The following is a 24404-nucleotide window of genomic DNA, read 5'->3' as shown; positions in this document are numbered from 1 at the left end:
GCGGCGTACAGTAGCGCCTGCGATGAAGCGGGGCGCCGGGGATCTCCCGGCGCCCCGCTTCCGCGTTCCGTGCGGCCCTCCGTCGTCGAGCGGGGGAGGACGGGGGAGCAGGAGAGCGTGAGCGAGTCGATCGCAGTCCGCCGGCGCGCGCTGTCGGCCGGCACGGGTTTCTGGGTCGTCGCCGTGGCGTTCCTCGCCGTGATGGCCTTCTCGACCGTGCCCACTCCGCTCTACTCCATCTATCAGGAGCGCGACGGCTTCCCGACCGTCGTGATCACCGTGATCTTCGCGGCATATGCGGTCGGCGTGATGCTGAGCCTCTACCTCGTCGGCCACATCAGCGACTGGGCAGGCCGGCGCCGGATGATCGTGCTCGGCATTCTCGCCGAGCTGCTGGCCGCGGGCGTGTTCCTCGCGTGGCAGGCGGTTCCCGCCCTCCTGATCGCCAGGGTGGTCTCCGGGATCGGGGTGGGCGCCCTGACCGCGAGCGCCACGGCGTCCCTCACCGAGCTCCGGACGGCGACGCGACCCGAGGGAGCCGTCGCGACGGCATCGACCGTCGCGACACTCGTCAACGTCGGCGGGCTCGCCCTCGGCCCGCTGCTGGGCGGCATCCTCGCCGAGTACGCGCCGCTGCCCCTGACCGTGCCGTACCTGGTCTTCGTGGTGCTCCTGGTCCTCGCCGGCGCCGCGGTCCTCCTCGTGCCCGAGACGATCGACTCCTCGCGCGGCCGTCCTCCGTACCGGCCGCAGCGGATCTCGGTGCCCCCGGCCTCCCGCAACCTCTTCGTCGCGGCCGGCGCCGGCGCGTTCGCCGCGTTCGCGATCTTCGGCCTCTTCACCTCGCTGGCGCCGAGCTTCCTCGCGGGCCAGCTGCACGAGACCTCCCGCCTGGTGGCCGGACTCGTCTCCTTCGGCGTCTTCGCCGCCGCCGCGGTCACGCAGGTCTTCCTCGCCCGGCTGCCGCTGCGCCGGCAGGTGATCCTCGGAGTCGTGCTCATGGTCGGCGGTCTGAGCGCCGCCACGCTCGGCGTGCTCCTCACGAGCCTCGCGGCCTTCATCGTGGGCAGTATCGTCGCGGGAGCCGGGGTGGGCCTCGTGTTCCGCAGCTCACTCGGGGTGGCGGGCTCGGTCGCGGAGCCGGCGCGCCGTGGTGAGGTACTCGCCGCCATGTTCCTCATCGCGTACGGCGGGCTGGTAGTGCCCGTGCTCGCCATCGGGGTCAGCCTGGCCTTCTTCCCGGCGACCGCCACCCTCGTCGGGTTCTCCGCCGTCATCCTGGTGCTCGTCCTGGTGTCCGGCGTCCGAATGGCCCGCGCCGTCCCCTGACCGCCGCCGAGGTCGCTCCAGCTCTCGCTCAGCAGGCAGGATCCTGCTCCAGCAGGCCGAATTGCCGGTTTTCGGCCTGCCGAAGGAGGAAAGCGCCTGCTGAGGGAGGGGATGACTTGGGACGGTCGGGCGCCCGCGCCCGTCGGCTGAGCCCCCGCGTACCCTCGGAACGTGGGGATCGGACGCGAGCTGAGGCGGCTCGTCGAGGTTCGTCCTGCCGCAGCCCGGCGCTGGCCGACGGCCCTCAACGCGTCCGTCGCCCTCGCGCTGCCGGCCCTCGTGCTCACGCTCGCGGGGGAGCCGAAGCTGGGTCTGCTCGCCTCGAACGGCGCGTTCCTCACCCTCTACCTCGGTGACCGGCCGCTCGGCCACCGCGCGCGCCGGCTGCCGCTCGTCGGCGCCGGGCTCTTCCTGGCCGCCGCCCTCGCGACCCTGACCGCGGGCAACACGGTCGTCGCCACCGTGGTGGTGGCCGCCATCGCCCTTGCCTCGGCGATCCTCACGCTCGGGCTGCGCGTGGGGCCGCCCGGAGGCGTGTTCTTCGCCATGGTGCCGGGGCTCGCCGCAGCACTCGTCGCTCCCATGGCGACGGGCGGCTCCGGGATGTCGCCGGTCACGCTGCTCGCGGTCCTCGCGCTCGGGCTGGTCGTCGGCTACCTCGTGGTGATCGCGCCCTCCTCCTGCCGGGCGTGCGGGCGCGCTCGGCCTCCGGCGGACCGGCGGCCCCGCTGCGCTTCGCGCTGACCGCCGAGTCGAAGATCGTGCTCGCGCGCCTGACCGCGGCGATCGTCCTGGCGGCTGCGGTGAGCATCCCGCTCGGGCTGCACCGCAGCTACTGGGTGATCGTCACCGTGATCGCCGTGCTTCAGAGCGGGGTGCTCCGGCGGCTCACCACGGCTCGCGCCGCCAACCGCATCCTGGGCACCGTCCTCGGCGCCGCGATCTTCGTGGCGGTCGCCCTGGTGGTGCCCGACGGGGTGGGCCTCGTGCTCGTCCTCGCCGGCCTGCAGTTCCTCGTAGAGCTCGTGATCGTCCGCCACTACGGCATCGCGCTGATCTTCATCACGCCGCTCGCGCTCCTCGTCGCGGTGCGTCAGCCGGGAGTCAGCGCAGGCGGCATCGCGCTCGAGCGGATCATCGACACGGGCATCGGCGCAGCTCTCGCCGTGCTCGTCCTCGCGGGCGAGTTCCTGATCGAGCGCCGCGCGACCCGGCGCCGGATAGCTGACGTGCCGGAGGCCGTGCAGTAGAATGGATGCGTTGCCCGCCCTTCGCGGCGGGCCACCACCGGAGCAGATCGGCGGGAAGCTGGTCGTTAGTGGTGGGTTTCCGTTCGGCATTCGGCCCGGCACGGCGGCTTTCTACTGATGACCAGAAGTCCGGAATCGGACTTGCCACGCTCCTTCCTGCCGTCGTATCTGCTCTCACCTGAGTGATGTGAGGAGACAGACCTTTTGGAAGGTCCAGAAATCAAGTTCGCCGAGGCCGTTCTCGACAACGGCAAGTTCGGCAAGCGCACCATCCGCTTCGAGGCCGGTCGGCTCGCCCAGCAGGCGCAGGGCGCCGCTGTCGCGTACCTCGACGAGGACACGATGCTGCTGTCCGCGACGAGCATCAGCAAGCAGCCGAAGGACCAGTTCGACTTCTTCCCGCTGACGGTCGACGTCGAGGAGCGGTCCTACGCGGCCGGCAAGATCCCCGGCTCGTTCTTCCGTCGTGAGGGCCGCCCCTCCACCGAGGCGATCCTCGTCTGCCGTCTCATCGACCGGCCCCTGCGCCCCTCGTTCGTCGAGGGCCTGCGCAACGAGGTCCAGATCGTCATCACGGTCCTCTCGATCGCGCCGGACGAGTTCTACGACGCTCTCGCCATCAACGCGGCGAGCATGTCGAGCCAGATCTCGGGCGTCCCGTTCGACGGCCCCATCGCCGGTGTGCGCCTCGCGTTCATCGACGACCAGTGGGTCGCCTTCCCGAAGCACTCCCAGCTCGAGCGCGCGGTCTTCGACCTCACGGTCGCGGGCCGGGTCGTCACCGACTCCAAGGGGGTCGAGGACGTGGCCATCATGATGGTCGAGGCCGAGGCCACCGAGGGCTCGTGGGCCCTCATCCAGGGCGGTGCGACCAAGCCGAGCGAGGACATCGTCGCGCAGGGCCTCGAGGCGGCGAAGCCGTTCCTCAAGCAGCTCGTCGAGGCTCAGGCGAGCCTCGCCAAGCAGGCCGCCAAGGAGGTCCGGGAGTACCCCGTCTTCCTGCCCTACTCGGACGAGGCGTTCGAGGCCGTCAAGGCGATCGCGTTCGACGAGCTGACCTCGATCTACCAGATCGCGGGCAAGACCGAGCGCCAGAACGCCGACGACGCCCTGAAGGACCGCGTCAAGGCCGAGATCGCGCAGAAGGTCGAGGCCGGCGAGCTCGGCTCCGAGATCCTCGGGCAGGTCAGCGGCGCGTACAAGGCCGTCACGAAGAAGGTCGTGCGCGACCGCATCCTCCGTGAGGGCGTCCGCATGGACGGCCGCGGCCTGGCGGACATCCGTCCGCTCGACGCCGAGGTCGCGGTCATCCCGCGCGTGCACGGCTCCGCCATCTTCCAGCGCGGTGAGACGCAGATCCTCGGGGTCACGACGCTCAACATGCTCAAGATGGAGCAGCAGATCGACTCGCTGTCGCCCGTCACGAAGAAGCGCTACCTGCACCACTACAACTTCCCGCCCTACTCGACGGGTGAGACCGGCCGCGTCGGATCGCCGAAGCGTCGCGAGATCGGGCACGGCTTCCTCGCCGAGCGCGCGCTCGTGCCGGTGCTGCCCTCCCGCGAGGAGTTCCCCTACGCGATCCGCCAGGTGTCCGAGGCTCTCGGCTCCAACGGCTCGACGTCGATGGGCTCCGTCTGCGCCTCCACCCTCGCCCTGCTGAACGCCGGTGTGCCGCTGCGCGCGCCGGTCGCCGGCATCGCGATGGGCCTCGTCTCCGACACGGTGGACGGGGAGACCCGCTACGCGGCGCTCACCGACATCCTGGGCGCCGAGGACGCGCTCGGCGACATGGACTTCAAGGTCGCCGGCACGAGCGAGTTCGTCACCGCCATCCAGCTCGACACCAAGCTCTCCGGGCTCCCGTCGAGCGTCCTCCAGGGCGCGCTCAAGCAGGCGAAGGAGGCCCGCACGGCCATCCTCGCGGTGCTCAACGCGGCCATCGACGGACCGGACGAGATGGCGCCGACCGCGCCCCGCGTGATCAGCGTGCAGATCCCCGTCGACAAGATCGGCGAGCTCATCGGGCCCAAGGGCAAGACGATCAACCAGATCCAGGACGACACGGGCGCCGACATCTCCATCGAGGAGGACGGGACCGTGTACATCGGCGCCGTCGACGGCGAGAGCGCGGAGGCTGCGCGTGCCGCGGTCAACGCGATCGCGAACCCGCACAACCCCGAGGTGGGCGAGCGGTTCCTCGGCACGGTCGTGAAGCTGGCCGCCTTCGGCGCCTTCATCTCGCTCATGCCGGGCCGCGACGGCCTCCTGCACATCTCCGAGGTGCGGAAGCTCGCGGGCGGCAAGCGCGTCGAGAACGTCGAGGACGTGCTCGGTGTCGGCCAGAAGATCCAGGTCGAGATCACGAAGGTGGACGACCGCGGCAAGCTGTCGCTCAGCCCCGTGGTCGAGGAGACCGCCGAGGCTGAGGAGCCCGCGGCAGCCATCTGATCCGGCCCCCGTCGAAGGCCCGTTCCGCGTCCGCGCGGGGCGGGCCTTCGCCCTTCCTCCGCCATTCCCGGGGAGTCTCCTGCCAGATGCCCTCACAGGGGGCGCGAACGCGGCCGAATCCGCATAAAATCCAACGACGAGCCGTCGGGAGGAGACGAGATGAGCCCCGTGGCCCCAGCTCCGGTCCGACGACAGATCGGCACGACCGGCATCGGCGTCTTCCCCTACGGGATCGACGGCTCCGTCTTCGGCTGGACCGCCGGCTTCGAAGCCGCCATCGACGTCCTCGACGAATTCCACGGCGCGGGCGGCACCCTGATCAGCACCGCCGACCACTACGCCGGCGGGCGCAGCGAGGTCATGATCGGCGCGTGGCTGGCACGCCAGCCCGCACGCGAGCGCCTCGTTCTCGCCACCAAGATCGGCCGCCACCCGGACACCCCCGGCCTGAGCGCGCGCAACATCCGGGCCGCGGTCGACAACTCCCTCGAGCGCCTGCGCACCGGCTACCTCGACCTGCTCTCCTTCGACGGCGACCACCCCGAGACACCCCTCGAGGAGTCGCTCACCGCGGTCGCCGACCTGATGGCCTCCGGCAAGGTCCGCCACCTCGCCGTCTCCGACTTCTCCGGAGCGCGCCTGATCGAGGCCCGCGCCGTCGCCGGGTCCCTCGGCCTTCCCTTCCCCGAAGCCGTGTTCGCCGAGTACAACCTCATGGAGCGCCGGCGCTACGAGTCGGAGATCGCGCCGATCAGCCACGCCCAGCAGCTCGGCGTGCTGGCCAAGCTGCCGCTGGCGAGCGGCTACCTCCGCGGCGACTTCCGGAGCCGGGACGACCTGCCCAGCTCGCCGATGTTCGCGGCAGCGCTCCGCTACGTCGGGCGCCGCGGCAACAAGGTGCTCGACACCCTCGAGACGATCTCGCACGAGGTGGGCGAGAACATCGGGCGCGTGGCCATCGCGTGGGTGCTGAGCAAGCCGGGCGTGGCGGCAGCCGTCGTCCGGGCCAAGGACGGCCCCGCACTGCTCGATCTCATGCCGGCGGCGGAGCTTCAGCTGACCCGTCACCAGCTCGCTCTGCTCGACCGCGTCACCGCCTGAACTGGGGGCATTCGGCCCCCGGCTCCGCCGCCGGGGCCGCCCTAGAATCGCAACCCGGGGTCGCACATCGGCGCCCCGGGCCGCCTGGAATCCTTCGCGAACAGGCTGTGCGGGGACGGAGGGGACGCCATGGCGGATCCTCAGCGCGCGCCCCGCTACGAGCAGCTTGCGCTGTGGGACTGGCCGATCGACGAGCTCGAGCCGAGCACTGTGGAGGGCACGAGCCCCGCGGTGGCTGAGGCGATCGAGGGTGCCGTCTCCTCTGCGGCGGCAGTGGGATCGGCCCCGGAGGCGTCGGCAGCCGTCCTCGCGGTGACCGAGCGCGAGGCCGAGCCCGCCGTCGGCGAGGCCTACTCGGTCATCGCCTCCACGCTCGCCGCCATGGCGGCCGAGGAGACCCGGCCGCTCCTCGACGAACCCGCGCGCCGATTCCGCGCGCGCAGGATCAGCGGCACCGACCTCGCGGTGTTTCCCGTCGTGCTCGGCGGCAGCACCTTCGGCTGGACGGCGAGCGCCGACGCGACGGCGCAGATCCTCGACGCCTACGTGGAGGCGGGCGGCAACGCGATCGACACGGCCGACTCGTACGCGGCGGGCCGCAGCGAGACTCTCATCGGCGCGTGGCTGCAGTCGCGCGGACTGCGCGACTCCGTCGTGCTCTCCACGAAGATCGCGCAGAGCGCGGAGAATCCCGGACTGTCGGCGCAGAGCATCGTCCGCTCGGCCGAGGCATCTCTCTCCCGGCTCGGGGTCGAGTCGGTCGACCTGCTGTACTTCTCCGCCGACGACCCCGCGGTCCCGCTCGAGGAGAGCCTGACCGCGGCGGACGCGCTCATCCGCAGCGGCAAGGTGCGCTACCTGGCGGCGTCCGGGTTCTCGGCCCAGCGCCTGATGGAGGCCCGCGTCACGGCGGGCCAGCTGATGCTGCCGCTGTTCGCCGGCATCCAGGCGCACTACAACCTCGTGCACCGGGACGAGTTCGAGCAGGAGCTATTCCCGGTCGCCCGGGTCCAGCAGCTCGCCGTCCTGCCCGCGGTGTCCCTCGCGAACGGCTTCCTGTCCGGCAAGTACCGGGGGAGGGGCGCGCGCAGCTCGGACGCGCACTCGCGCGCCTCCCGCATCGAGCCCTACCTCAACAAGTGGGGCTACCGCGTGCTGTCGGTCCTCGATGACGTCGCCGCCCAGCAGGGCGTCGCACCCGCGGCGGTCGCGCTCGCCTGGCTGCTGACCAAGCCGCTCGTCACCGCCCCGGTCGCGAGCGCCAGCCGGCCCGAGCAGGTCGCCGACCTCGTCGCCGCGGCGCACGTGCACCTCACCCGGGCGCAGGTCGCCGCGCTGGACCGCGCCTCGCGGCACTGAGGTCGGCACGCCGCTTCCCGGCTCGGCTTCTGCGCGATTCAGGCAATGCCCTCCGCGCGACGGCGTGTCGTCCTGAACCGCGTGCGAAAACCGGCCTTCGTCCTGAGCGGCGTGAGAATTCCTGATCCGCGCAAATGGCGTTCGTGGAGGAGGCGGACGTCCCTGCGCGCTCGGGCGAGCGGGTCAGGCGTTCTGGGACTGCTCGCTGAGCACCCGCTCCGCCGCCCGGGTGAGCGCGGAGGTGGCGGCGATCGGGTCTCCCGCGTAGCCGCCCGACATGGCGCCGTCCCGCAGCAGGTAGAGCTCGTCGGCGGCCGCGCCAGGAGCGGGGTGCCCGATCTCCTCCAGCAGCTGCTCGAGGAAGCCGGTGAACCAGTCCCGGTGCGCGACGATGGCCCGGCGGACCGGGTGCGCGGGGTTCGGGAACTCTGCGGCGGCGTTGAGGAACGGGCAGCCGCGGAAGTCCATGCGGCTGGTGTCCGCGATGATCGTCTCGACGAGAGCTCGCAGGGTGGTCCGCGGGTCGGGCGACGTCCGGGCCAGGTCGGTGAGCGACTCCCGCACCTGCCGGTCCCGGCCGGTCACGTACTCCAGGATGAGCGCATCCTTGGAGCCGTACTGCTTGTAGAACGTGGCCTTGGTCACGCCGGCGTGCGCGATGATCCGGTCGATGCCGACCGTGTTGATGCCCTCCGCGTAGAAGAGCTCGTCGGCGACTTCGAGGAGGCGCACCTTGGCGGCGGAGGGGCGCCGGGCGGCTGGGATGGGGGCGTCAGCCGCCACGGCGTCTCTCCTTCGGTCACCGAGGTGACCATCCAGTCGGCCGGGCAGAGCCTCGGGCCGAGGAGGTGGGCCGCGGGTGTGGGGAGCACCGTTGACCCGTGAAAACCAGGGTGGGTAGCCCTGGCCGATCCGGGGGATCATTGGCTCGACAGTAGCAGAGCGTCTGAACAGACCAGTCTGTTTGTCCTCATTTCGACCCACCCCAGTTCGGGTGCCTGCGCTCCGCCCTCCCGCCGCCGTTACCGTCGCGTGACATAGGCTGAAGAGGATGTCAGGCCCAGTCGCACTCCTCCTCGACGAGCCGGAACTCACCCTCCCGCAGCCCGCCTCCACGATCCGGCGCAGCATCCTCCCGTCGGGGGTCCGGGTGCTCACCGAGCAGGTGGCCGGGGCGCAGAGCGCGACCGTGGGATTCTGGATCCCGTCCGGGTCCCGAGATGAGACCGTCGGCTCGCTCGGCTCCACGCACTTCCTCGAGCACCTCCTGTTCAAGGGGACGGCGCGGCGCACCGCCCTCGACATCGCGATCGCCTTCGACGCGGTCGGTGGCGAGCACAACGCGGCCACCGCCAAGGAGTACACCTGCTACTACGCCAAGGTGCGCGATCGGGACCTGGCCATGGCGGTCGACGTGCTCGCCGACATGGTGGCCGCGTCGGTCCTCGATCCCGAGGAGTTCGAGCTCGAGCGCGGCGTCATCCTCGAAGAGCTCGCGATGGCGGAGGACGATCCCGCGGATGTCGCGAATGAGCGGCTCTTCGAAGCGGTCCTCGGCGACCATCCCCTGGGGCGCCCCATCGGCGGCAACCCCTCCACGATCGAGAGCGCGACGCGCGACGGCGTCGCTGAGCACTACCGCCGCAGCTACCGGCCCTCCCGGCTCGTCGTGACCGCGGCGGGCGGCGTCGACCACGATCAGCTGGTCCGCTGGGTCGAGGACGGTCTCTCCGGCGCCGGGTGGTCTCTCGACCTCCCGGCCGCCCCGCAGGCGCGGCGTCCCGCGGTCCCCGCCGTGCTGTCGCAGGGTGCCGCGTGCACGGTCATCGAGCGTCCGCTCGAGCAGACCCACCTGCTCCTCGGCGTGCCCGGGCTCCTCGCCGACGACGATCGCCGCGCCACCCTCGCGGTGCTCAACGCGGTCCTCGGCGGCGGGATGTCGTCGCGCCTGTTCCAGGAGGTGCGCGAGAAGCGGGGCCTGGCCTACTCGGTGTACTCCTTCGCGACCTCCTTCTCGGACGCGGGACTGATGGGCCTCTACGCCGCGACGGCGCCGCAGAACGCGGTGACCGTGGCCGAGCTGATGCTCCGCGAGTTCACCGAGCTGGCCGAGCGCGGCGTGACCGCCGACGAGCTGCGGCGCTCGGTGGGCCAGCTGTCCGGTTCCTCCGCGCTGGCACTCGAGGACTCGGACGTGCGGATGTCCCGGCTGGGCCGCGCCGAGATCGGCACCGGCGAGTTCCTCGACCTCGACGAGCAGATCCGGCGCTTCGAGGCGGTGACGGCCCCGCAGGTGCAGGAGCTCGCGGGGGAGCTGCTCAGCCGGCCCCTGTCGCTCGCCGCCGTGGGATCCGCGGATGCCGCCCAGCTCGAGGGTCTCCTCGGCTCGCGCACCGCGTCCGTGCCGGCCTGACTCCTCCTCTCCTCCTCCCGACCTGAAACCGAAGGGACAACGGTGTCTCACTACCTCTACCTCGTCCGCCACGGCGAGCAGCAGGATGCCGAGCACGGCATGCCCGACGGCCCGCTCTCGGCGCGCGGCAAGCGCCAGGCGGAGCTGATCGCCCACCGGCTGAGCGGCGTGCCGTTCACGGGCGCGTGGCACTCGCCGCTGCGGCGCGCGGAGGAGACGGCCCAGGTCTTCGGGCAGCTGCTGCCCGCCCTCGAGCCGCAGCCGTCCGCCCTGCTCTTCGACTGCGTGCCCTCCGGCCCCAGCCCGGACATGCCGCACGCGTTCGACTCCTGGTTCCACTCCGTCACGGAGGCGGAGATCGACGCTGGTCGCGCCCAGATGGCGGATGCGGTGGGGGAGTGGTTCTCGCCCGCCCGTGAGGATCGGCACGACCTGCTGATCACGCACAACTTCGTGATCGCCTGGTTCGTGCGGCACGTGTTCGACGCGCCCGAATGGCGCTGGCTCGGCGTCAACCAGGCCAACTGCGGACTGACCATCATCCGCGTCCGCTCGGCCAAGCCGCCCGTCCTGGTCGCGCACAACGATCTCGCGCACCTGCCCGTCGAGCTCCGCACCGGCCTGCCGGAGCCGCAGCCGGTGTGAACCTCCCGATCCGAGCCGGGGTTAGCCGGCTTGGATCGGTTCCGCTGTCTTCGCGCGCTTCGAGGGGCTCGCGAAGCGTACCCGCCCGAGCACGATCGCGGCCGCGACCATCATCGCGAGGCCCAGCCAGTACGGAGCGGAGTGGGCGATGCCCGCGTAGAGGGCGCCCGCGAGCAGCGGCGCCACCATGCCGATGCCCGAGGACAGCGACTGGGTCGTGCCGGCGAGCCAGCCCTGCTCATCCTCGCCCACCGAGTTCGACAGCACCCCGTCCATCGCCGCCGTCGCCCCGCCCTGGCCCGCGGCGAGTAGCAGGCAGCCCAGGATGAGCAGCCAGGGGGCCGCGAACAGGGAGCCCACGATCGCGAGCCCGAGGAGCCCGGCCGCCTGCACGGTCACGCCTGCCACCAGGACGCCGCGTTCGCCGATGCGGGGAAGCAGGAGGCCGAGCAGGACGCCCTGCACCACGATGTCGATGATGCCGATCGAGGCGATGACGAGGCCCACCTGCGTCGGGTTCCAGTGCGCCGCGTCGAGGGCGAGCACGCTGAAGTTGTTGACGAAGAACATGAAGGAGGTCGTCACGAGGGTGAAGCCGATGAGGAGACCCCGCAGCTCCTTCCGCCCGAAGGCGGTCCGGAGGACCTTCACGGGGTGCAGCCCGGCGATGTCGAGGCGCGTCGTCCGCTTGTCCGGCGCGAGGCTCTCCGGGAGCGCGACGATACTCAGGACGGCGATGGTGAGCGCGATGCCGGCGGTCACGAAGACGGGGAGGTCGACGTCGATGGCGGCGAGCAGGCCGCCGGCCGCCGGACCGACCATCATCCCGATCCCCGAGAGCGCGCCGAGGAGGCCGAACCGCTTCGCGCGCTTCTCGGGCGGGGTGATGTCGGCGACATACGCGAAGAGCGCCGGCAGGTCGCCGGCGGTGATCCCCTGGATGATCCGGCCGAGCAGCAGCATCCAGATCGATCCGCCGATCCCGAACAGCAGGTAGCCGAGCGCGGCGCCGAACGCCGCGACGATGATCACCGGGCGCCGGCCGTAGCGGTCGGAGAGGCTGCCGAGGAACGGTGCGACGAGGAAGGCGCAGAGGGCGTTGACCGACTCCAGCACGCCGACCCACACCGCGAGATGCGACTGGTCCTCCACATAGCGGAGGACCACGAAGGGGAGGATCGGGAGCACGACGGTCATCCCGGCCGTCGTCAGCATGGTGAGGACGATGAGCATCGTCCAGGCGCGGCGCGCGCCCGCGGGGAGGAGGAAGGAGAGGTCACCTGCGAAAGTGTATCGGTACCAGTTTTGGTGTCAATACACTTTCCTACCGATTCCAGTAGAGTGTCTGCATGAGCGACTCAGAGCCGGCCGGACGCCGGGAGCGCAAGAAGGCCGCGACGCGCAAGGCTATCTCCGACGCGGCCACGATGCTGTTTTTGGAACGCGGTTTCGACAACGTGAGCATCCGCGAGGTGGCGGACCAGGCGGATGTGTCGCCGACCACCGTCTTCGCTCACTTTTCGCAGAAGGAGGCGCTCGTCTTCGACGAGGACGAGGAGCAGCGGGACCAGCTCGTCGCCGTCGTCCGGAATCGTCCGGCCGGCACCTCCATCACGGCCGCCCTCCAGGGGTACTACCGGGCGGAGATCCTGGACATCGAGCACGACCACGACGGCTCCGCTCGGCGGCGGTTCATGGAGTTCGTCGAGTCGACCCCCGCGCTCAACGACTACGCGGCGCGCATGTGGCTGCGCCACGAGGACGCCCTGGCCGCCGTCGTCGCTGAGGAGGCGTCCCTGCCGGCTCCCACTGAGGAGATCCGCGTCTTCGCCCGCTTCGTGCTGCAGATCCAGCTCCTCGCCACGAGTGGGCCGGATGCGCTGGCGGCGATCGACGCGGGGTTCCGCATCCTCGACCACGGGTGGAGCGCGTACGAGGCGCAGCTCGGTGCGGCTGCGCAGCACTAGGTCTCGCTGGCCCAGCCTCGGCGCCGGTCAGAGTCGGCGCTTGTCCATCCACCGGTACACCGGGATCGAGATGGCACCGAGCGCGATGACGACCAGCGCAGCCACGAAGGCCCAGGTGCTTCCTCCGCTCGCGAAGCGAACGGCCAGCATGATCCCGCCCAGGATTGCCGCGGCCGAGTAGACGTACCGGATTCCCGGGCGCCGGCGATGCCAGAACGACTCTTCGTCCCGAGGTCGATCGCTGTCCGGACGGCTCATGCCAGTACCTTGCGCAGCCAGAGATTGGCGTTGGGGTTGTCGTTGTACGGCGGCACGGAGACGTAGCCGGACGAGCGGTAGAGGCTGCCCGCCGCCGCGAGGGTCGCGTTGGTGTCGAGCACGATCGTCGCCGCGCCGAGGTCGACCGCGCGGCTCTCGAGCTCGGCGAGGAGGGCGCGTCCCCAGCCGCGGCCGCGAGTCCCCGGGCGCAGCCACAGGTGCTTCACCTCGAAGCGGGGCCCGCGCTCGTCGTCCGGGAGGCGGCGGACTCCGCCGCAGCCGACGACTGCGCCGTCGTCGTCCTCGACGAGCACGAAAGCGCCGGCCGGCGGGACGAAGACCTCGGGATCCGGGGTGGAGACCCGGTAGGTGCCGCCCGTGAAGCTCAGCTCCCGAGCTGAGAAGTACTCCGCGAGCATCCGCCGCGCATCCGGCGAATCCGACCGGGCGTCGACGAAGCGCATTCCCTCAGCGTAAAGGGGGCCGTTGCTAGGGTTGAACGATGCAGCAGGGGCCGGGGACCACACGGGTGGCGGTGGCGGGAGCCACGGGACGCATGGGCCGGCTCGCCTCCCGGATCGTCGAGGAGACCGACGGCTTCGAGCTGGTCGCGTCGCTCGGCTCGAGCTCCGAGCTGGACGAGATGGTCGGTGCCGATCTGCTCGTCGAGTTCACGCTGCCCCAGGTGTCCCCGCGCCTCGTGGAGTTCGCCGTCGACCACGGCATCCGCGTCCTCGTCGGCACGTCCGGGTGGTCCAGCGAGCGCGTGGAGTCCCTCCGCAGCCGGGTGGACAAGGCATCGGGTGGCGTCCTGATCGTGCCGAACTTCTCGATCGGCTCCGTCATCGCAAGCTCCATCTCGGCGATGGCGGCCCGGTACTTCGACTCCATCGAGATCGTCGAGGCCCACCACGCGGGCAAGATCGACTCGCCTTCGGGCACGGCCGTGCGGACCGCGGAGCTGATCGGAGCGGCGCGCTCCGAGCTGGGTCCCGTCGCGGCCCCGCACGCCGACCAGCGGGCGCGCGGCCAGCAGGTCGCGAGCATCCCGATCCACTCGCTCCGGCTGCAGGGCGTGCACGCCAAGCAGGACGTCCTGTTCGGCGGCACCGGCGAGGTGCTCACCATCAGCCACGAGACGCTCGCCCCGACTGCCTACGAGGCCGGCATCCGCATCGCCCTCCAGGCGGCCCGCACCACTCGCGGCGTCTCGGTGGGCCTCGACCGGCTGCTGGACCTGCGCCCGGCACCGGTGAAGGACGCCGGGACGAGCCGGCCACCGGGCGGCGAGACGTCGGGTCAGGCGGCGACGGCGACCACGCCGTGACCGACGCGCCCCGTCGGCGGCTGCCGCCCGGCCTCATCGGTGCCGGGCTGATGGCGTTCCTCCTCGTGCTCTACCTGGTGCTCGCCGGGCAGCGCGCCGTACTCTTCCTCACATCCGGCGAGCCGGTGGCGGTCGCCATCGGCGTCGCCCTCACTGTGCTTCCCCTCCTCGGCGCCTGGGCGCTCATCCGAGAGCTCCTGTTCGGCGTGCGGTCGCAGCAGCTCGCCGACCGCCTCAACCTCGAGGGACAGCTGCCCGCAGCGGACCTGCCGCTGCGCCCGAGCGGACGGCCGGAGCGCGCCGCCGCGGATGCCCAGTTCCCGGCCTTCCGTGAGGCGGTCGAGCAGGCGCCGGAGGACTGGCGGGCCTGGTTCCGGCTCGGGCTCGCCTACGACGCCTCGGGCGACCGGCGGCGGGCCCGCCAGGCGGTGCGGCAGGCGATCGCGCTGTCGCGGCGCTCCCGCACGTAGGCGTCAGCGCGCGTAGTCGTCGACCGCGGCGTCGCTTGTGGAGTGCCGGAAGGTGAACCCGTCGCCGAGCAGGCGCGTCGGGGCGATCTTCTGATCCGACAGCAGGAGGTAGCGGGCCGCGTCCTGCAGCGCCAGCGTCAGGAGCGGTGCCGGCGCCGGGATCACGAACGGGCGATGCAGGTCGGCCGCGAGCCGGGCGCCGATCTGCGCCGCTGTGGCGGGCGTCGGCCCGACGAGGTTCACGGGGCCGACCACGCTCGAGGTGAGCAGGTGGACGATCGCCGCCGCCTCGTCGTGGAGGCTGATCCAAGGCCAGTGCTGGGTTCCGGGGCCGAGCGGGCCGGACACGCCGAGCCGGGTGAGGAGCCGCAGCGGCGCCATCGCGCCGCCGTGCGAGGAGATGACCACGCCGGTCCGGAGCAGCACCGTGCGCGTCGCGGCGGGCGCCAGGGCGGCGACCGACTCCCATTCCTGGACGACGTCGGCGAGGAAGCCGCTTCCGGCGGGCGAGTCCTCGGTGAGGCGCTCGCCCGGACGGTCGCCGTACACACCGACCGCGGACCCGCTGAGGAAGACGGCGGGCGGACGCGACGCCATCGACATCGCCTCGGCGAGCGCGCGCGTCGCGTTGACGCGGGACTGGCGGATCTGCCGACGCCAGCCCGGAGTCCAGGGGAGGCGGTTGAGGAGGCGCCCGAGAGGTTCACGACCGCGTCGACGTCATCGAGGAGCCGGAAGTCGAGGATCTTCGCGTCCGGCGCCCACGTGAACTCGGTCGGGCTTGCGGGGGCGCGGCGCACCAGGGTGAGGACCGTATGACCGGCCGCGGTCAGCTGCCGCTGCAGCTCCGTGCCGATCAGCCCGCTCGCGCCGGCGATGAGGACGCGGAGCTTGCTGTCCTTCGTGATCTTCGGGCGCGGCTCCGGCTTGGGCGCGGCCGGCTTCTCCGGCACGCGCGGCTTCGCCGCCGGTGCGGGGGCGTCGCGGCGGCGGGCTTGGCCGTCGGCTTGGGCTTCGCGGGAGGAACCGGGATGCGCTTGGGGGCCGCCATGCGCTCAGCCTAGGGCGGGCGGTCCGTGCCCATGGATAGGGTGGGGCCGTGGCAGCGAATGAGACGCCGAACGACCAGACCGCCGAGATCGAATTCCGCAGCGATGTGACTGTGGAACTGGTCCGCTCCAGTGCCCAGGACTCCGACGTGGTGTTCGCCGCGCGGGTGTCCACCCAGGGCGAGCAGACCCTCGAAGAGGCCCAGGAAGGCGTCGACGCCTCCGAGAAGCGGGACAAGGGCCTCATCAACTTCCTCATGCGCGACCGGCACGGCACACCCTTCGAGCACAACTCGCTCACGTTCTACGTGCAGGCGCCGCTGTTCGTGTTCCGCGAGTTCCAGCGGCACCGCATCGCGTCCTACAACGAGGAGTCGGGCCGCTACCGCGAGCTCCGCCCCGTCTTCTACGTGCCCGGGCCCGAGCGCAACCTCATCCAGATCGGCCGGCCCGGCGCCTACGAGTACGTGCCGGGCGAGCCGGAGCAGACCGCCCTCGTCGAGGCCGAGTCGAAGGCCGTCGCGACGGAGGCCTACGCCGCCTACCAGCGGATGCTCGCCGCCGGGGTCGCGCGCGAGGTCGCCCGCATCGTGCTGCCGCTGAGCCTCTACTCCTCCATGTACGTCACGATGAACGCGCGGTCGCTCATGAACTTCCTGTCCCTGCGCACCAAGCGCGAGGACGCCCGCTTCCCCTCGTTCCCCCAGCGGGAGATCGAGATGGTGGCGGAGAAGATGGAGGACCTGTGGGCGCCGCTCATGCCGATGACCGCCGCCGCCTTCAACGCCCAGGGCCGCGTCTCGCCCTGAGGCCGGCTGTTCTCTGACCCCATCGAGGAGGTCCGGTCAGGGAGGCGCTCCGATCGGCATCGCCGGCGGCGAGCGCCGCGTTTCTCCTCGAGTCGGTCAGCGAAGGCGGTCCCGGTGTCCCGAATCTCAGGTCGAGCGCTCGTGACGGGCGCGACTGCAGGCCTGGGTGCCGAGTTCGCCCGGCAGCTGGCAGCCCGCGGATGCGACCTGGTGCTGGTCGCGCGCGACGAGGAGCGCCTGACGGCGTTCGCCGCCGAGCTGAGCTCCACCTACGGCTCGCACGCCGAGGTCCTCCGCGCCGACCTGTCGGTGCGGGCGGACATGGAGCGCGTGGAGGCCCGTCTCGCTGATGCGACCAGCCCGATCGGGGTCCTCGTCAACAACGCGGGATACGGACTCCGCCACTCGTTCGAGGAGAACCCGATCGAGGTGGAGCAGGCGCTTCTCGACGTGCTTGTGACCGCACCGATGCGGCTCATGCACGCGGCCCTCCAGCCGATGCTCGCGAGAGGGTCGGGCACGATCGTCAACGTCGCGAGCGTGGCCGCGTACACGCCACGGTCGACCTACGGGGCCTCGAAGGCGTGGGTGCTGTCGTTCAGCCGCTGGGCCAACATCACCTACGGCAAGCGCGGGGTCACCGTCACGGCGGTGGCACCAGGCTTCGTGCACACCGAGTTCCACGACCGGATGCGCGTGTCGAAGGGCGGGGTCCCCGGTGTCCTGTGGCTGCGTCCGGCGCGGGTGGTGCGCGCCGCACTCAGGGCGGCCGACCGGGGTCGCGCGGTCACGGTGCCGAGCCTCCGCTACACGGCACTTGTCGCCCTCTCCCGCATCCTCCCGCCGCGGCTGGCCGCGAAGGGCGCCCTCCGCGCCCGCTGACCCGGCCGCCCCGGACTGCGTCAGGCATTGACCTGACCAAATCAAGGAGAAACGCCCACGGAGGGTCGGGGATGCGCATGGTCTCGTCGACGACGGCCCGGATCTCCTTGATTTGGTCAGGGTCAGTTCGAGCGGGAGCGCGAGCGGCACAGAAGAGCGGCGGCCACGTCAGGCGCGCAGATGGTCGCCTCTACTGATGGCGGCCAGCACTGCACGCTCGACCTCTTTCCAGTGGTGCACGACCTGGCTGTACATGAACCGGAGCACCCGGTATCCAAGGGCGCTGAGGAGGGCATCCCTTCGCCGGTCCGTCGTCGGGTCCGAGTGATGAGCCGCGCTATCCAGCTCGATCACGAGCCGCTCTCCGATCAGACAGTCGACGAAGCCGACACCCGGCACGCGGACCTGCTGGACCACCGCGATCCCGGCCTTACGCATCCTGTGCACGAAGAGGCTCTCGGTGCCGCTGTCCGACTTGGAAGTCGCGTGCCGGAGGACGGTCCGTGCCGGAGCAGGAAGGGACGCGACCAGGAGGGTCCAGTCCGCTCGCGACACCAGTCCACGATTCAGGGCCGACTCCGCCACGACGAGGGCGGCCTCGAGTTCGCAGCAGGCCACGACCTGTCGGAGGCACGCGACGGGCGGGACCACCACTCGAGACAGGGAGGTGTCCGTGCCGGTCCAGTGCACCGCGACATCCTGGGCCTCGGAAAGTGCCAGCCTCGTGCGATAGCTGGTTCGGTTTCGCAGCTGGCAGTCGTTGGGATCAACTGCGATATGCAGGCGGCGGTCCTCCAGATGCCAGAGGTTCCAGTGGGCTGCCGCGCTGAGACACGCCAACTGACCGCCCACACGTGCCGCCTGTTGAGCGGGCACGGCGAGCCACGGATTCGCATACCAGCCCTGGCGAATCCGGACGATCTCCCCGGCCGCGATCGCCCTGGAGACGTCCGCCTTCCGGAGGCCGAGACTCAGGAGCTCGTGGGTGGCGATCAGCGATCCTCGGGCCTCGATCTCACGCTGCACAGGCGTCACGCCGCCGACCATGGCCGAGGGGAGGCGCCCGGAGCGGACAGGACTGCTTCCCGGGGAATCGGGGCCGCCTCCTTCCGCTGTGGAGGACGCCTCCTTCGCCGCTGGCGCTCGCCCCAACGGACCAAATCAAGGAGATTCCGGCCGGCTGCTGCCCTGCTATGCGCCTCCGAGGCTGTCGCGCTTTGAATCTCCTTGATTTGGTCAGGACGGCTCGCGCCGGCGGCCCCGACACCGCCGGGGCGCGCGGGCGGACGGGCCCCCGGTAGCCTGGGGGGCGTGCAGGTGCAGGACAATCCCTTCGGACAGGTGCTCGTCGCACTCGTGACCCCGTTCACGCCCGACGGCGAAGTGGACTGGCCCGGCGTCGAGAAGCACATGAACGACGTCATCGAGGCGGGGGCCGACGGCATCGTCGTCACCGGCACCACCGGCGAGACGAGCACCCTCACCGACCCCGAGAAGGTGCGCCTCGTCGAGGTCGGCAAGGACGTCGCCGCCGGCCGCGCGAAGATCATCACGGGCGGCGGCTCCAACGAGACCGCCCACGCCATCGAGCTCTACCGCAAGAGCGAGAAGGCGGGCGCCGACGGCGTGATGATCGTCACGCCGTACTACAACAAGCCCACCCAGGCGGGCATCCTCACCCACTTCCGGATGATCGCCGACGCCACCGACCTGCCCGTCATCCTGTACGACATCCCGGGCCGCACGGGAGTGCAGATCCGCTACGAGACGATCCTCCGCGCCTCGAAGCACCCCAACATCCTGGCCATCAAGGACGCGAAGGGTGACCTCAGCGAGGTCAGCCGCGTGCTCAACCAGACCGACCTCATGTACTTCGCCGGCGACGACGCCAACGCGCTGCCGACGCTCGCGATCGGCGGCACCGGCCTCATCGGCGTCACCGCCAACATCGCGGCCGGGCCGTACCGCACGATGGTGGACGCCGTGAACAGCGGCGACCTGCACACCGCGACGCAGGCGCACAAGGCGCTCGAGCCGCTGGTGCGCGCCGTCATGACCCACGTGCCCGGCACCGTGGCGACCAAGTACATCCTCCACGGCCTCGGCCGCATCGGGTCGCCCCGCGTTCGCCTTCCTCTGGTCGGCCCCGAGGAGTGGGAGGCCGCCCAGATCGAGGACGAGATCTCTCTCGTCCGCGAGGTGCCCGGGATCACCACCAAGAACTTCCGACCCGACCGCAACGCCGCGGCCGGGGAGCGCTGCCGAAGATCGCCGGCACCACGCGCTGAGCTCGTCCCCGCCGCCTCGAGGCGGCCGATCGGCGTCGACCCGACGCCTCAAGGAGTACCCATGCAGGAGCAGATCTCCGCGCCCCCGCACTCGACCGTGGAACCCTCCGCGTGATCCCGCTCGGCGGGCTCGGCGAGGTCGGCCGCAACATGACCGTGTTCGAGTTCGGCGGCAAGCTGCTGATCGTCGACGTCGGCGTGCTGTTCCCCGACACCGACCAGCCCGGGGTGGACCTCATCCTCCCCGACTTCTCGCCCATCCGGGACCGCCTCGACGACGTGCTCGGCATCGTGCTGACGCACGGTCACGAGGACCACATCGGCGCGGTGCCCTACCTGCTGCGCCTCCGGAAGGACATCCCGCTGCTCGGCAGCGCGCTGACCCTCGCGCTCGTCGAGGCGAAGCTCAAGGAGCACCGGATCCAGCCGTACACGCTGACCGTCAAGGAGGGGCAGAAGGAGGACCTCGGGCCGTTCGCGCTCGAGTTCGTCGCGGTCAACCACTCGATCCCGGACGCCCTCGCCGTCTCCATCTCGACCCCGGCAGGCCGCGTGCTGCACACGGGTGACTTCAAGATGGACCAGCTTCCCCTCGACGGCCGCCTCACCGACCTCCGCGCCTTCGCCCGCCTCGGCGAGGAGGGCGTCGACCTCTTCCTCTGCGACTCGACCAACGCCGACGTGCCCGGGTTCACGCCGCTCGAGCGCTCGATCGGCCCGGTGCTCGAGCAGGTCATCGCGAAGGCGCCGCGCCGCGTCATCGTGGCGAGCTTCTCGAGCCACGTGCACCGTGTCCAGCAGGTGCTGGATGCCGCGGCCGCGCACGGCCGGAAGGTCGCCCTGATCGGCCGCAGCATGGTCCGCAACATGGGCATCGCGGAGCAGCTCGGCTACCTCCGCGTGCCGACTGGGGTGCTCATCGACGCGAAGAAGGCCGCAGACCTGCCCGACGACCGCATCGTCTACATGTCGACGGGATCCCAGGGCGAGCCCATGGCCGTGCTCGCGCGCATGGCGAACCTGGAGCACCAGATCGAGATCGGCCAGGGCGACACGGTGATCCTCGCCTCGAGCCTCATCCCCGGCAACGAGAACGCCGTCTACCGCGTCATCAACGGGCTCACCAAGCTCGGCGCCAACGTCGTGCACAAGGGCAACGCGAAGGTCCACGTCTCCGGGCACGCAGCCGCCGGCGAGCTCCTCTACTGCTACAACATCCTCAAGCCGAAGAACGCGATGCCGGTGCACGGCGAGATCCGGCACCTCGTCGCGAACGCGAAGCTGGCCCAGGACAGCGGCATCCCGGAGACGAACACGATCGTGGGCGAGAACGGCATCGTCGTCGACCTGCGTGACGGCGTCGCCCGGGTCGTCGGCCAGCTGGACCTCGGCTACGTCTACGTCGACGGGTCCTCGGTCGGTGAGATCAGCGACGCGGACCTCAAGGACCGCCGCATCCTCTCCGAGGAGGGCTTCATCTCGATCTTCGCGGTCGTCGACACGCAGACCGGCCGGATCGTCGCGGGCCCCCACCTGCACGCCCGCGGCTTCGCGGAGGACGACGCCGTCTTCGACGACGTGATCCCGAAGGTCCGGAAGGCGCTCCTCGAGGCGGCGGAGAACGGCACGCACGACATCCACGCGCTGTCCCAGGTCGTGCGGCGCACGGTGGGCCGCTGGGTCAACACGCAGCACCGCCGTCGCCCGATGATCGTGCCCGTGGTCATCGAGGGCTGAATCATCCGCGCGGCGTCGGCGGGTCGTTCGTGAGGATGACTCGCCGACCGCCGCCGCGCCCCTAGCCTGGGACCGCACGGGGCGCGAGCGCGCCCCGGCGGGTGCGGAGGTGCGTGCGTGGCGCGGAGATTGATCTTCCCGATTCTGCGGATCGTGCTCTTCGCGCTGATCGCGGCCGCCCTCGTCAAGCTCGCATTCTTCGCCGATGCGACCAAGGCCGACTCTCCTGCGTCGCCCACCGGCTCGGTCACGGACCCCGTGGTGACCGTCGAGCTCGGCACCATCGTGAACGACGTGACCCTGCAGGGCACCGTGGCGGCCGACCCGGCCGTGTCCGTCCGGGCGACCGGCGCGGGAACGGTCGACGAGATCTTCCTCAAGCAGGGCGCCGCGGTGAACCAGGGCGACAAGATCTTCGACATCAAGGTCGAGACTCCGCAGAATCCGGTCGAGACGACGGACGAGCAGGGCAACGTGACGGTCACGCAGCCGAAGCCGCTCGTCAGCTACGCGAAGGTGTACGCACCCGTCTCCGGCACGCTGACCTCGCTCACCGTCCTGTCCGGTCAGGCGGTCGCGGTCGGCGACCAGGCGGGCGCCGTCGCTCCGCCCAGCTTCTCCGTCTCGGGACCCCTGAGCCCCGAGCAGCAGTACCGTCTGCTCGACAGGCCGACCGAGGCGACGGTCACGATCGCCGGCGGGCCCGCGCCGTTCCAGTGCACGGGGTTCACAATCACGGCCCCGCTGCCGGGAGAGACTCCGGCGGAGGGCGAGGCGGCACCGCCCGCGGGCGCAACGGTGCGCTGCGCCGTCCCGTCGAGCGTCACCGTCTTCTCGGGCCTCACCGCGTCGATCACCATTCCCGCGGGCAAGGCGGAGAACGTCCTGGTGATCCCGACAACGGCCGTGGAGGGCGGCGCGCAGACGGGCGTCGTCTACGCCGCACTGCCCGAGGGCGGCTCGGAGCCGCGCGACGTGACGCTCGGGATGACGGACGGCGCGATGGTCGAGGTGACGGGCGGGCTGGCGCAGGGCGACACGATCCTCCAGTTCACGCCGAACGCGAGCGCGCCGCCCGGCGGCCCCTGCGTCGACGACGGCTCCGGCTGCGGCGGGGTCGGGATCGCCAAGTGACGATCATCCGGCTGGAGGACGTGACCCGCACCGTCGCCCTTCCGGACGGGCGCCCGCTCACGATCCTCTCCGGCATCGACCTCGAGGTCTTCGAGGGGGACCGCGTCTCGATCGTGGGCCGCTCGGGCTCCGGCAAGTCGACGCTGCTCAACCTCCTCGGGCTCATCGACAGCCCGACCTCGGGCGAGGTCTGGTTCGAGGGCGCTCCGGCGCGGAGCTTCTCCGCCGCGGGCCGGGATCGCCTGCGCGGCCGCCGCATCGGCTTCGTGTTCCAGCAGTTCAACCTGCTCGCCCGCCGCACCGCGCTCGAGAACGTGATGACGCCGCTGCTCTACGACGGCGGGCGGGACTTCTGGCGGCGCCGGCAGATCGCCACCCGGATGCTCGAGAACGTCGGCCTCGGCCACCGGCTCGACTTGCCTCCCGACCGGCTGTCCGGTGGCGAGCAGCAGCGCGTGGCGATCGCCCGCGCCCTCGTGCGCCGCCCGCGGCTCATCCTCGCCGACGAGCCGACCGGGGCGCTCGACCTGGAGACCGGGTCCACGGTCATGGAGCTGCTCGAGCGGGTCGCCGACGAGACGGACGCCGCACTCGTCACGATCACGCACGACCCGAACATCGCCGGCCGGTCGACCCGCCACTACCGGCTCGACGCCGGCGTGCTCAGCATCCGGGACGAGGCGCGCCGGTGAACGGCCTGCCGTCACGGTTCCTCACCGGCCTCGTCGGTGCGGTGTCCGAGGCGTGGTCGGAGCTGCGGGTGCACCGCGGGCGGGTGCTGCTGTCCCTCATCGGCGTCGGGGTCGCGGTCTGCGCGCTGACCGGCGTCGTGGCGGCCGGCAGCATCGCGGAGCAGGCCCTCCGGGAGAGCAGCGAGCGCAGCGGCGGCCGTGCGGCCACGATGTCGGTGAGCGCGTACAACCCGAGCGGTGCGCAGATCCCGGTCGCCGACGTCCGTGCCGCCTTCCAGGAGGCGGTCCGGCGCTACGACATCACGTATTCGAGCGAGCACGGCTACAGCCAGCAGCAGATCCGATTCCCGGACGGCCGCCGTCTGGTCTCCGTCGAGACGGTGGAGGTGCCGTTCGGGCAGATGCACCGGGTCGAGACGATCCACGGCGCGTGGTTCACCGACGCCGACGAGCGGCGGCTCGCACCGGCGCTGGTCGTCAACCAGCGGTTCTGGGAGCTGATCGGGTCACCCGACCTCCGCACGCACCCGACGGTCGCGCTGACCGGGTCCGCGACCGACGTGACGGCGCTCGTCGTCGGGGTGACGCCCTCGTCCAGCTTCGAGACCGAGCCCACCTCCTTTCTGCTCGCCTCCCAGGCGCTCGCGCTGCTCGGACCGGCCGACCAGGAGATGTACGGCACGCCGCAGTTCGAGGTCTGGGTGCCGCCCGCCATCTCGCAGGAGCTCGGACAGCGCCTCTCCGCCGACATCTCGGGCCAGCTGGGCGACGACGTGCAGGTCGACGTCTACCGGAACGACTACGCGGAGCAGAACGCGGAGTCGCTCCGCCAGGTGCAACTGCTCGTCGGCGGCATCGCGCTCCTCGTGCTGCTGCTCGGCGCGCTGGGCCTCGTCAACATCGCCCTCGTGACCGTGCGCGCGCGGATCCGGGAGATCGGCATCCGGCGCACCTTCGGCGCCACCGCCGGGCGGGTCTTCTTCGCGGTCATGATGGAGAGCGTCGTCGCCACCGTCGCCGCCGGAGTGGTCGGCGTCATGCTCGCGATCCTCCTCATCCGCAACCCGATCACCACCGGGTACATCGCGCAGGGGGTGACCGATGTGCCGCCTTTCCCGATGGAGGCCGCTCTGCTGGGGCTCGTCGCGGCGAGCGCCGTGGGTGCCCTGGCCGGCCTCGTCCCCGCGCTCGTCGCGGTCCGCGTGAAGGTCATCGACGCCATCCGGTACTGACTCCACCGCGA

At 71.2% G+C, this 24404-nt stretch carries 23 protein-coding genes and 2 pseudogenes; 18 read left to right on the top strand and 7 right to left on the bottom strand.

Features of this window, described 5'->3' with window-relative positions; translation table 11 throughout:
• Positions 1–117 precede the first annotated feature (117 nt).
• The 6 genes from QUE51_RS16930 (at position 118) to QUE51_RS16905 (ending at position 7490) form a co-directional block, all read left to right on the top strand.
• Positions 118–1329 carry an MFS transporter gene (locus QUE51_RS16930; protein ID WP_286277492.1) on the top strand — a complete coding sequence of 404 codons (1212 nt, stop codon included), beginning with the start codon at positions 118–120 and terminating at the stop codon, positions 1327–1329.
• Between the two features lie 171 nt (positions 1330–1500).
• The gene (locus QUE51_RS16925) at positions 1501–2073 is read left to right on the top strand and encodes a hypothetical protein (RefSeq protein ID WP_286277491.1); all 573 of its coding nucleotides are present in this window, start codon (positions 1501–1503) and stop codon (positions 2071–2073) included.
• Entirely contained in the window at positions 2019–2579 is a 561-nt protein-coding gene (locus QUE51_RS16920; protein ID WP_286277490.1) for an FUSC family protein, read from the top strand. Before QUE51_RS16925 ends, QUE51_RS16920 begins: the two co-directional genes overlap by 55 nt.
• Positions 2580–2783: 204 nt before the next feature.
• Entirely contained in the window at positions 2784–5030 is a 2247-nt protein-coding gene (locus QUE51_RS16915) for a polyribonucleotide nucleotidyltransferase (RefSeq protein ID WP_286277489.1), read from the top strand.
• Positions 5031–5189: 159 nt separating this feature from the next.
• Complete coding sequence (locus tag QUE51_RS16910; protein WP_286277488.1) at positions 5190–6131, top strand: aldo/keto reductase; 942 nt, start codon at positions 5190–5192, stop codon at positions 6129–6131.
• A gap of 129 nt (positions 6132–6260) precedes the next feature.
• Positions 6261–7490 (top strand): aldo/keto reductase, encoded by a 1230-nt coding sequence (locus QUE51_RS16905; protein WP_286277487.1) that lies wholly within the window; start codon positions 6261–6263, stop codon positions 7488–7490.
• Between the two features lie 183 nt (positions 7491–7673).
• On the opposite strand, the gene QUE51_RS16900 is transcribed toward QUE51_RS16905, so the two are convergent.
• Complete coding sequence (locus QUE51_RS16900) at positions 7674–8273, bottom strand: TetR/AcrR family transcriptional regulator (protein WP_286277485.1); 600 nt, start codon at positions 8271–8273, stop codon at positions 7674–7676.
• A 268-nt stretch (positions 8274–8541) separates the two neighbouring features.
• Between QUE51_RS16900 and QUE51_RS16895 the strand changes: the two genes are divergently transcribed.
• Both QUE51_RS16895 and QUE51_RS16890 read left to right on the top strand, forming a co-directional pair.
• Positions 8542–9903, top strand: a complete 1362-nt coding sequence (locus tag QUE51_RS16895; protein ID WP_286277484.1) for a M16 family metallopeptidase — start codon at positions 8542–8544, stop codon at positions 9901–9903.
• Positions 9904–9945: 42 nt separating this feature from the next.
• Positions 9946–10548 carry a histidine phosphatase family protein gene (locus QUE51_RS16890; RefSeq protein ID WP_286277483.1) on the top strand — a complete coding sequence of 201 codons (603 nt, stop codon included), beginning with the start codon at positions 9946–9948 and terminating at the stop codon, positions 10546–10548.
• Positions 10549–10569: 21 nt separating this feature from the next.
• On the opposite strand, the gene QUE51_RS16885 is transcribed toward QUE51_RS16890, so the two are convergent.
• The gene (locus tag QUE51_RS16885; RefSeq protein ID WP_286277482.1) at positions 10570–11781 is read right to left on the bottom strand and encodes an MFS transporter; all 1212 of its coding nucleotides are present in this window, start codon (positions 11779–11781) and stop codon (positions 10570–10572) included.
• Positions 11782–11897: 116 nt separating this feature from the next.
• On the opposite strand from QUE51_RS16885, the gene QUE51_RS16880 reads away from it, so the two are divergent.
• Positions 11898–12515, top strand: a complete 618-nt coding sequence (locus tag QUE51_RS16880) for a TetR/AcrR family transcriptional regulator (protein WP_286277480.1) — start codon at positions 11898–11900, stop codon at positions 12513–12515.
• Between the two features lie 27 nt (positions 12516–12542).
• Here QUE51_RS16880 and QUE51_RS16875 read toward each other — a convergent pair whose 3' ends face one another.
• Both QUE51_RS16875 and QUE51_RS16870 read right to left on the bottom strand, forming a co-directional pair.
• Positions 12543–12773: a hypothetical protein gene (locus QUE51_RS16875; RefSeq protein WP_286277479.1), complete on the bottom strand. Its 231-nt coding sequence runs from the start codon at positions 12771–12773 to the stop codon at positions 12543–12545.
• A complete protein-coding gene (locus tag QUE51_RS16870; RefSeq protein ID WP_286277478.1) occupies positions 12770–13237 on the bottom strand; it encodes a GNAT family N-acetyltransferase in 468 nt (155 codons plus the stop codon). Before QUE51_RS16870 ends, QUE51_RS16875 begins: the two co-directional genes overlap by 4 nt.
• 38 nt (positions 13238–13275) lie before the next feature.
• Between QUE51_RS16870 and dapB the strand changes: the two genes are divergently transcribed.
• Together dapB and QUE51_RS16860 are read left to right on the top strand one after the other, a co-directional pair.
• Entirely contained in the window at positions 13276–14100 is an 825-nt protein-coding gene (gene dapB, locus QUE51_RS16865; RefSeq protein ID WP_350226685.1) for a 4-hydroxy-tetrahydrodipicolinate reductase, read from the top strand.
• A 50-nt stretch (positions 14101–14150) separates the two neighbouring features.
• On the top strand, positions 14151–14570 hold the full coding sequence (locus tag QUE51_RS16860; protein WP_286279451.1) for a tetratricopeptide repeat protein: 420 nt from the start codon (positions 14151–14153) through the stop codon (positions 14568–14570).
• 3 nt (positions 14571–14573) lie between these two features.
• Here the strand turns inward: QUE51_RS16860 and QUE51_RS16855 are convergent, their stop codons facing one another.
• Together QUE51_RS16855 and QUE51_RS18310 are read right to left on the bottom strand one after the other, a co-directional pair.
• On the bottom strand, positions 14574–15218 hold the full coding sequence (locus QUE51_RS16855) for an epimerase (protein WP_350226793.1): 645 nt from the start codon (positions 15216–15218) through the stop codon (positions 14574–14576).
• 98 nt (positions 15219–15316) lie between these two features.
• Positions 15317–15523, bottom strand: a pseudogene (locus QUE51_RS18310) (NAD-dependent epimerase/dehydratase family protein); the annotation flags it as partial.
• 146 nt (positions 15524–15669) lie between these two features.
• On the opposite strand from QUE51_RS18310, the gene thyX reads away from it, so the two are divergent.
• Positions 15670–16428: an FAD-dependent thymidylate synthase gene (gene thyX / locus QUE51_RS16850; RefSeq protein ID WP_286277477.1), complete on the top strand. Its 759-nt coding sequence runs from the start codon at positions 15670–15672 to the stop codon at positions 16426–16428.
• A gap of 114 nt (positions 16429–16542) precedes the next feature.
• Positions 16543–17310, top strand: coding sequence for an SDR family NAD(P)-dependent oxidoreductase (locus QUE51_RS16845; protein WP_350226684.1), 768 nt, complete (start codon positions 16543–16545; stop codon positions 17308–17310).
• Between the two features lie 168 nt (positions 17311–17478).
• Here QUE51_RS16845 and QUE51_RS16840 read toward each other — a convergent pair whose 3' ends face one another.
• Positions 17479–18357 (bottom strand): DUF559 domain-containing protein, encoded by an 879-nt coding sequence (locus tag QUE51_RS16840; protein ID WP_286277476.1) that lies wholly within the window; start codon positions 18355–18357, stop codon positions 17479–17481.
• Between the two features lie 264 nt (positions 18358–18621).
• On the opposite strand from QUE51_RS16840, the pseudogene dapA reads away from it, so the two are divergent.
• From dapA to QUE51_RS16815, 5 genes and pseudogenes are all read left to right on the top strand, one after another.
• Positions 18622–19598: pseudogene (gene dapA / locus QUE51_RS16835) on the top strand (4-hydroxy-tetrahydrodipicolinate synthase).
• A gap of 111 nt (positions 19599–19709) precedes the next feature.
• Positions 19710–21335: a ribonuclease J gene (locus QUE51_RS16830; RefSeq protein ID WP_286277475.1), complete on the top strand. Its 1626-nt coding sequence runs from the start codon at positions 19710–19712 to the stop codon at positions 21333–21335.
• Positions 21336–21452: 117 nt separating this feature from the next.
• Positions 21453–22469 (top strand): efflux RND transporter periplasmic adaptor subunit, encoded by a 1017-nt coding sequence (locus QUE51_RS16825; RefSeq protein ID WP_286277473.1) that lies wholly within the window; start codon positions 21453–21455, stop codon positions 22467–22469.
• The gene (locus QUE51_RS16820) at positions 22466–23161 is read left to right on the top strand and encodes an ABC transporter ATP-binding protein (RefSeq protein ID WP_286277472.1); all 696 of its coding nucleotides are present in this window, start codon (positions 22466–22468) and stop codon (positions 23159–23161) included. Before QUE51_RS16825 ends, QUE51_RS16820 begins: the two co-directional genes overlap by 4 nt.
• Positions 23158–24393: an ABC transporter permease gene (locus QUE51_RS16815; protein ID WP_286277471.1), complete on the top strand. Its 1236-nt coding sequence runs from the start codon at positions 23158–23160 to the stop codon at positions 24391–24393. Before QUE51_RS16820 ends, QUE51_RS16815 begins: the two co-directional genes overlap by 4 nt.
• Positions 24394–24404 lie beyond the last annotated feature (11 nt).

The sequence above is a fragment of the Naasia aerilata genome, assembly GCF_030296595.1.
Lineage (GTDB): Bacteria > Actinomycetota > Actinomycetes > Actinomycetales > Microbacteriaceae > Naasia > Naasia aerilata.
This window is presented reverse-complemented; position numbering and strand designations above follow the sequence as displayed.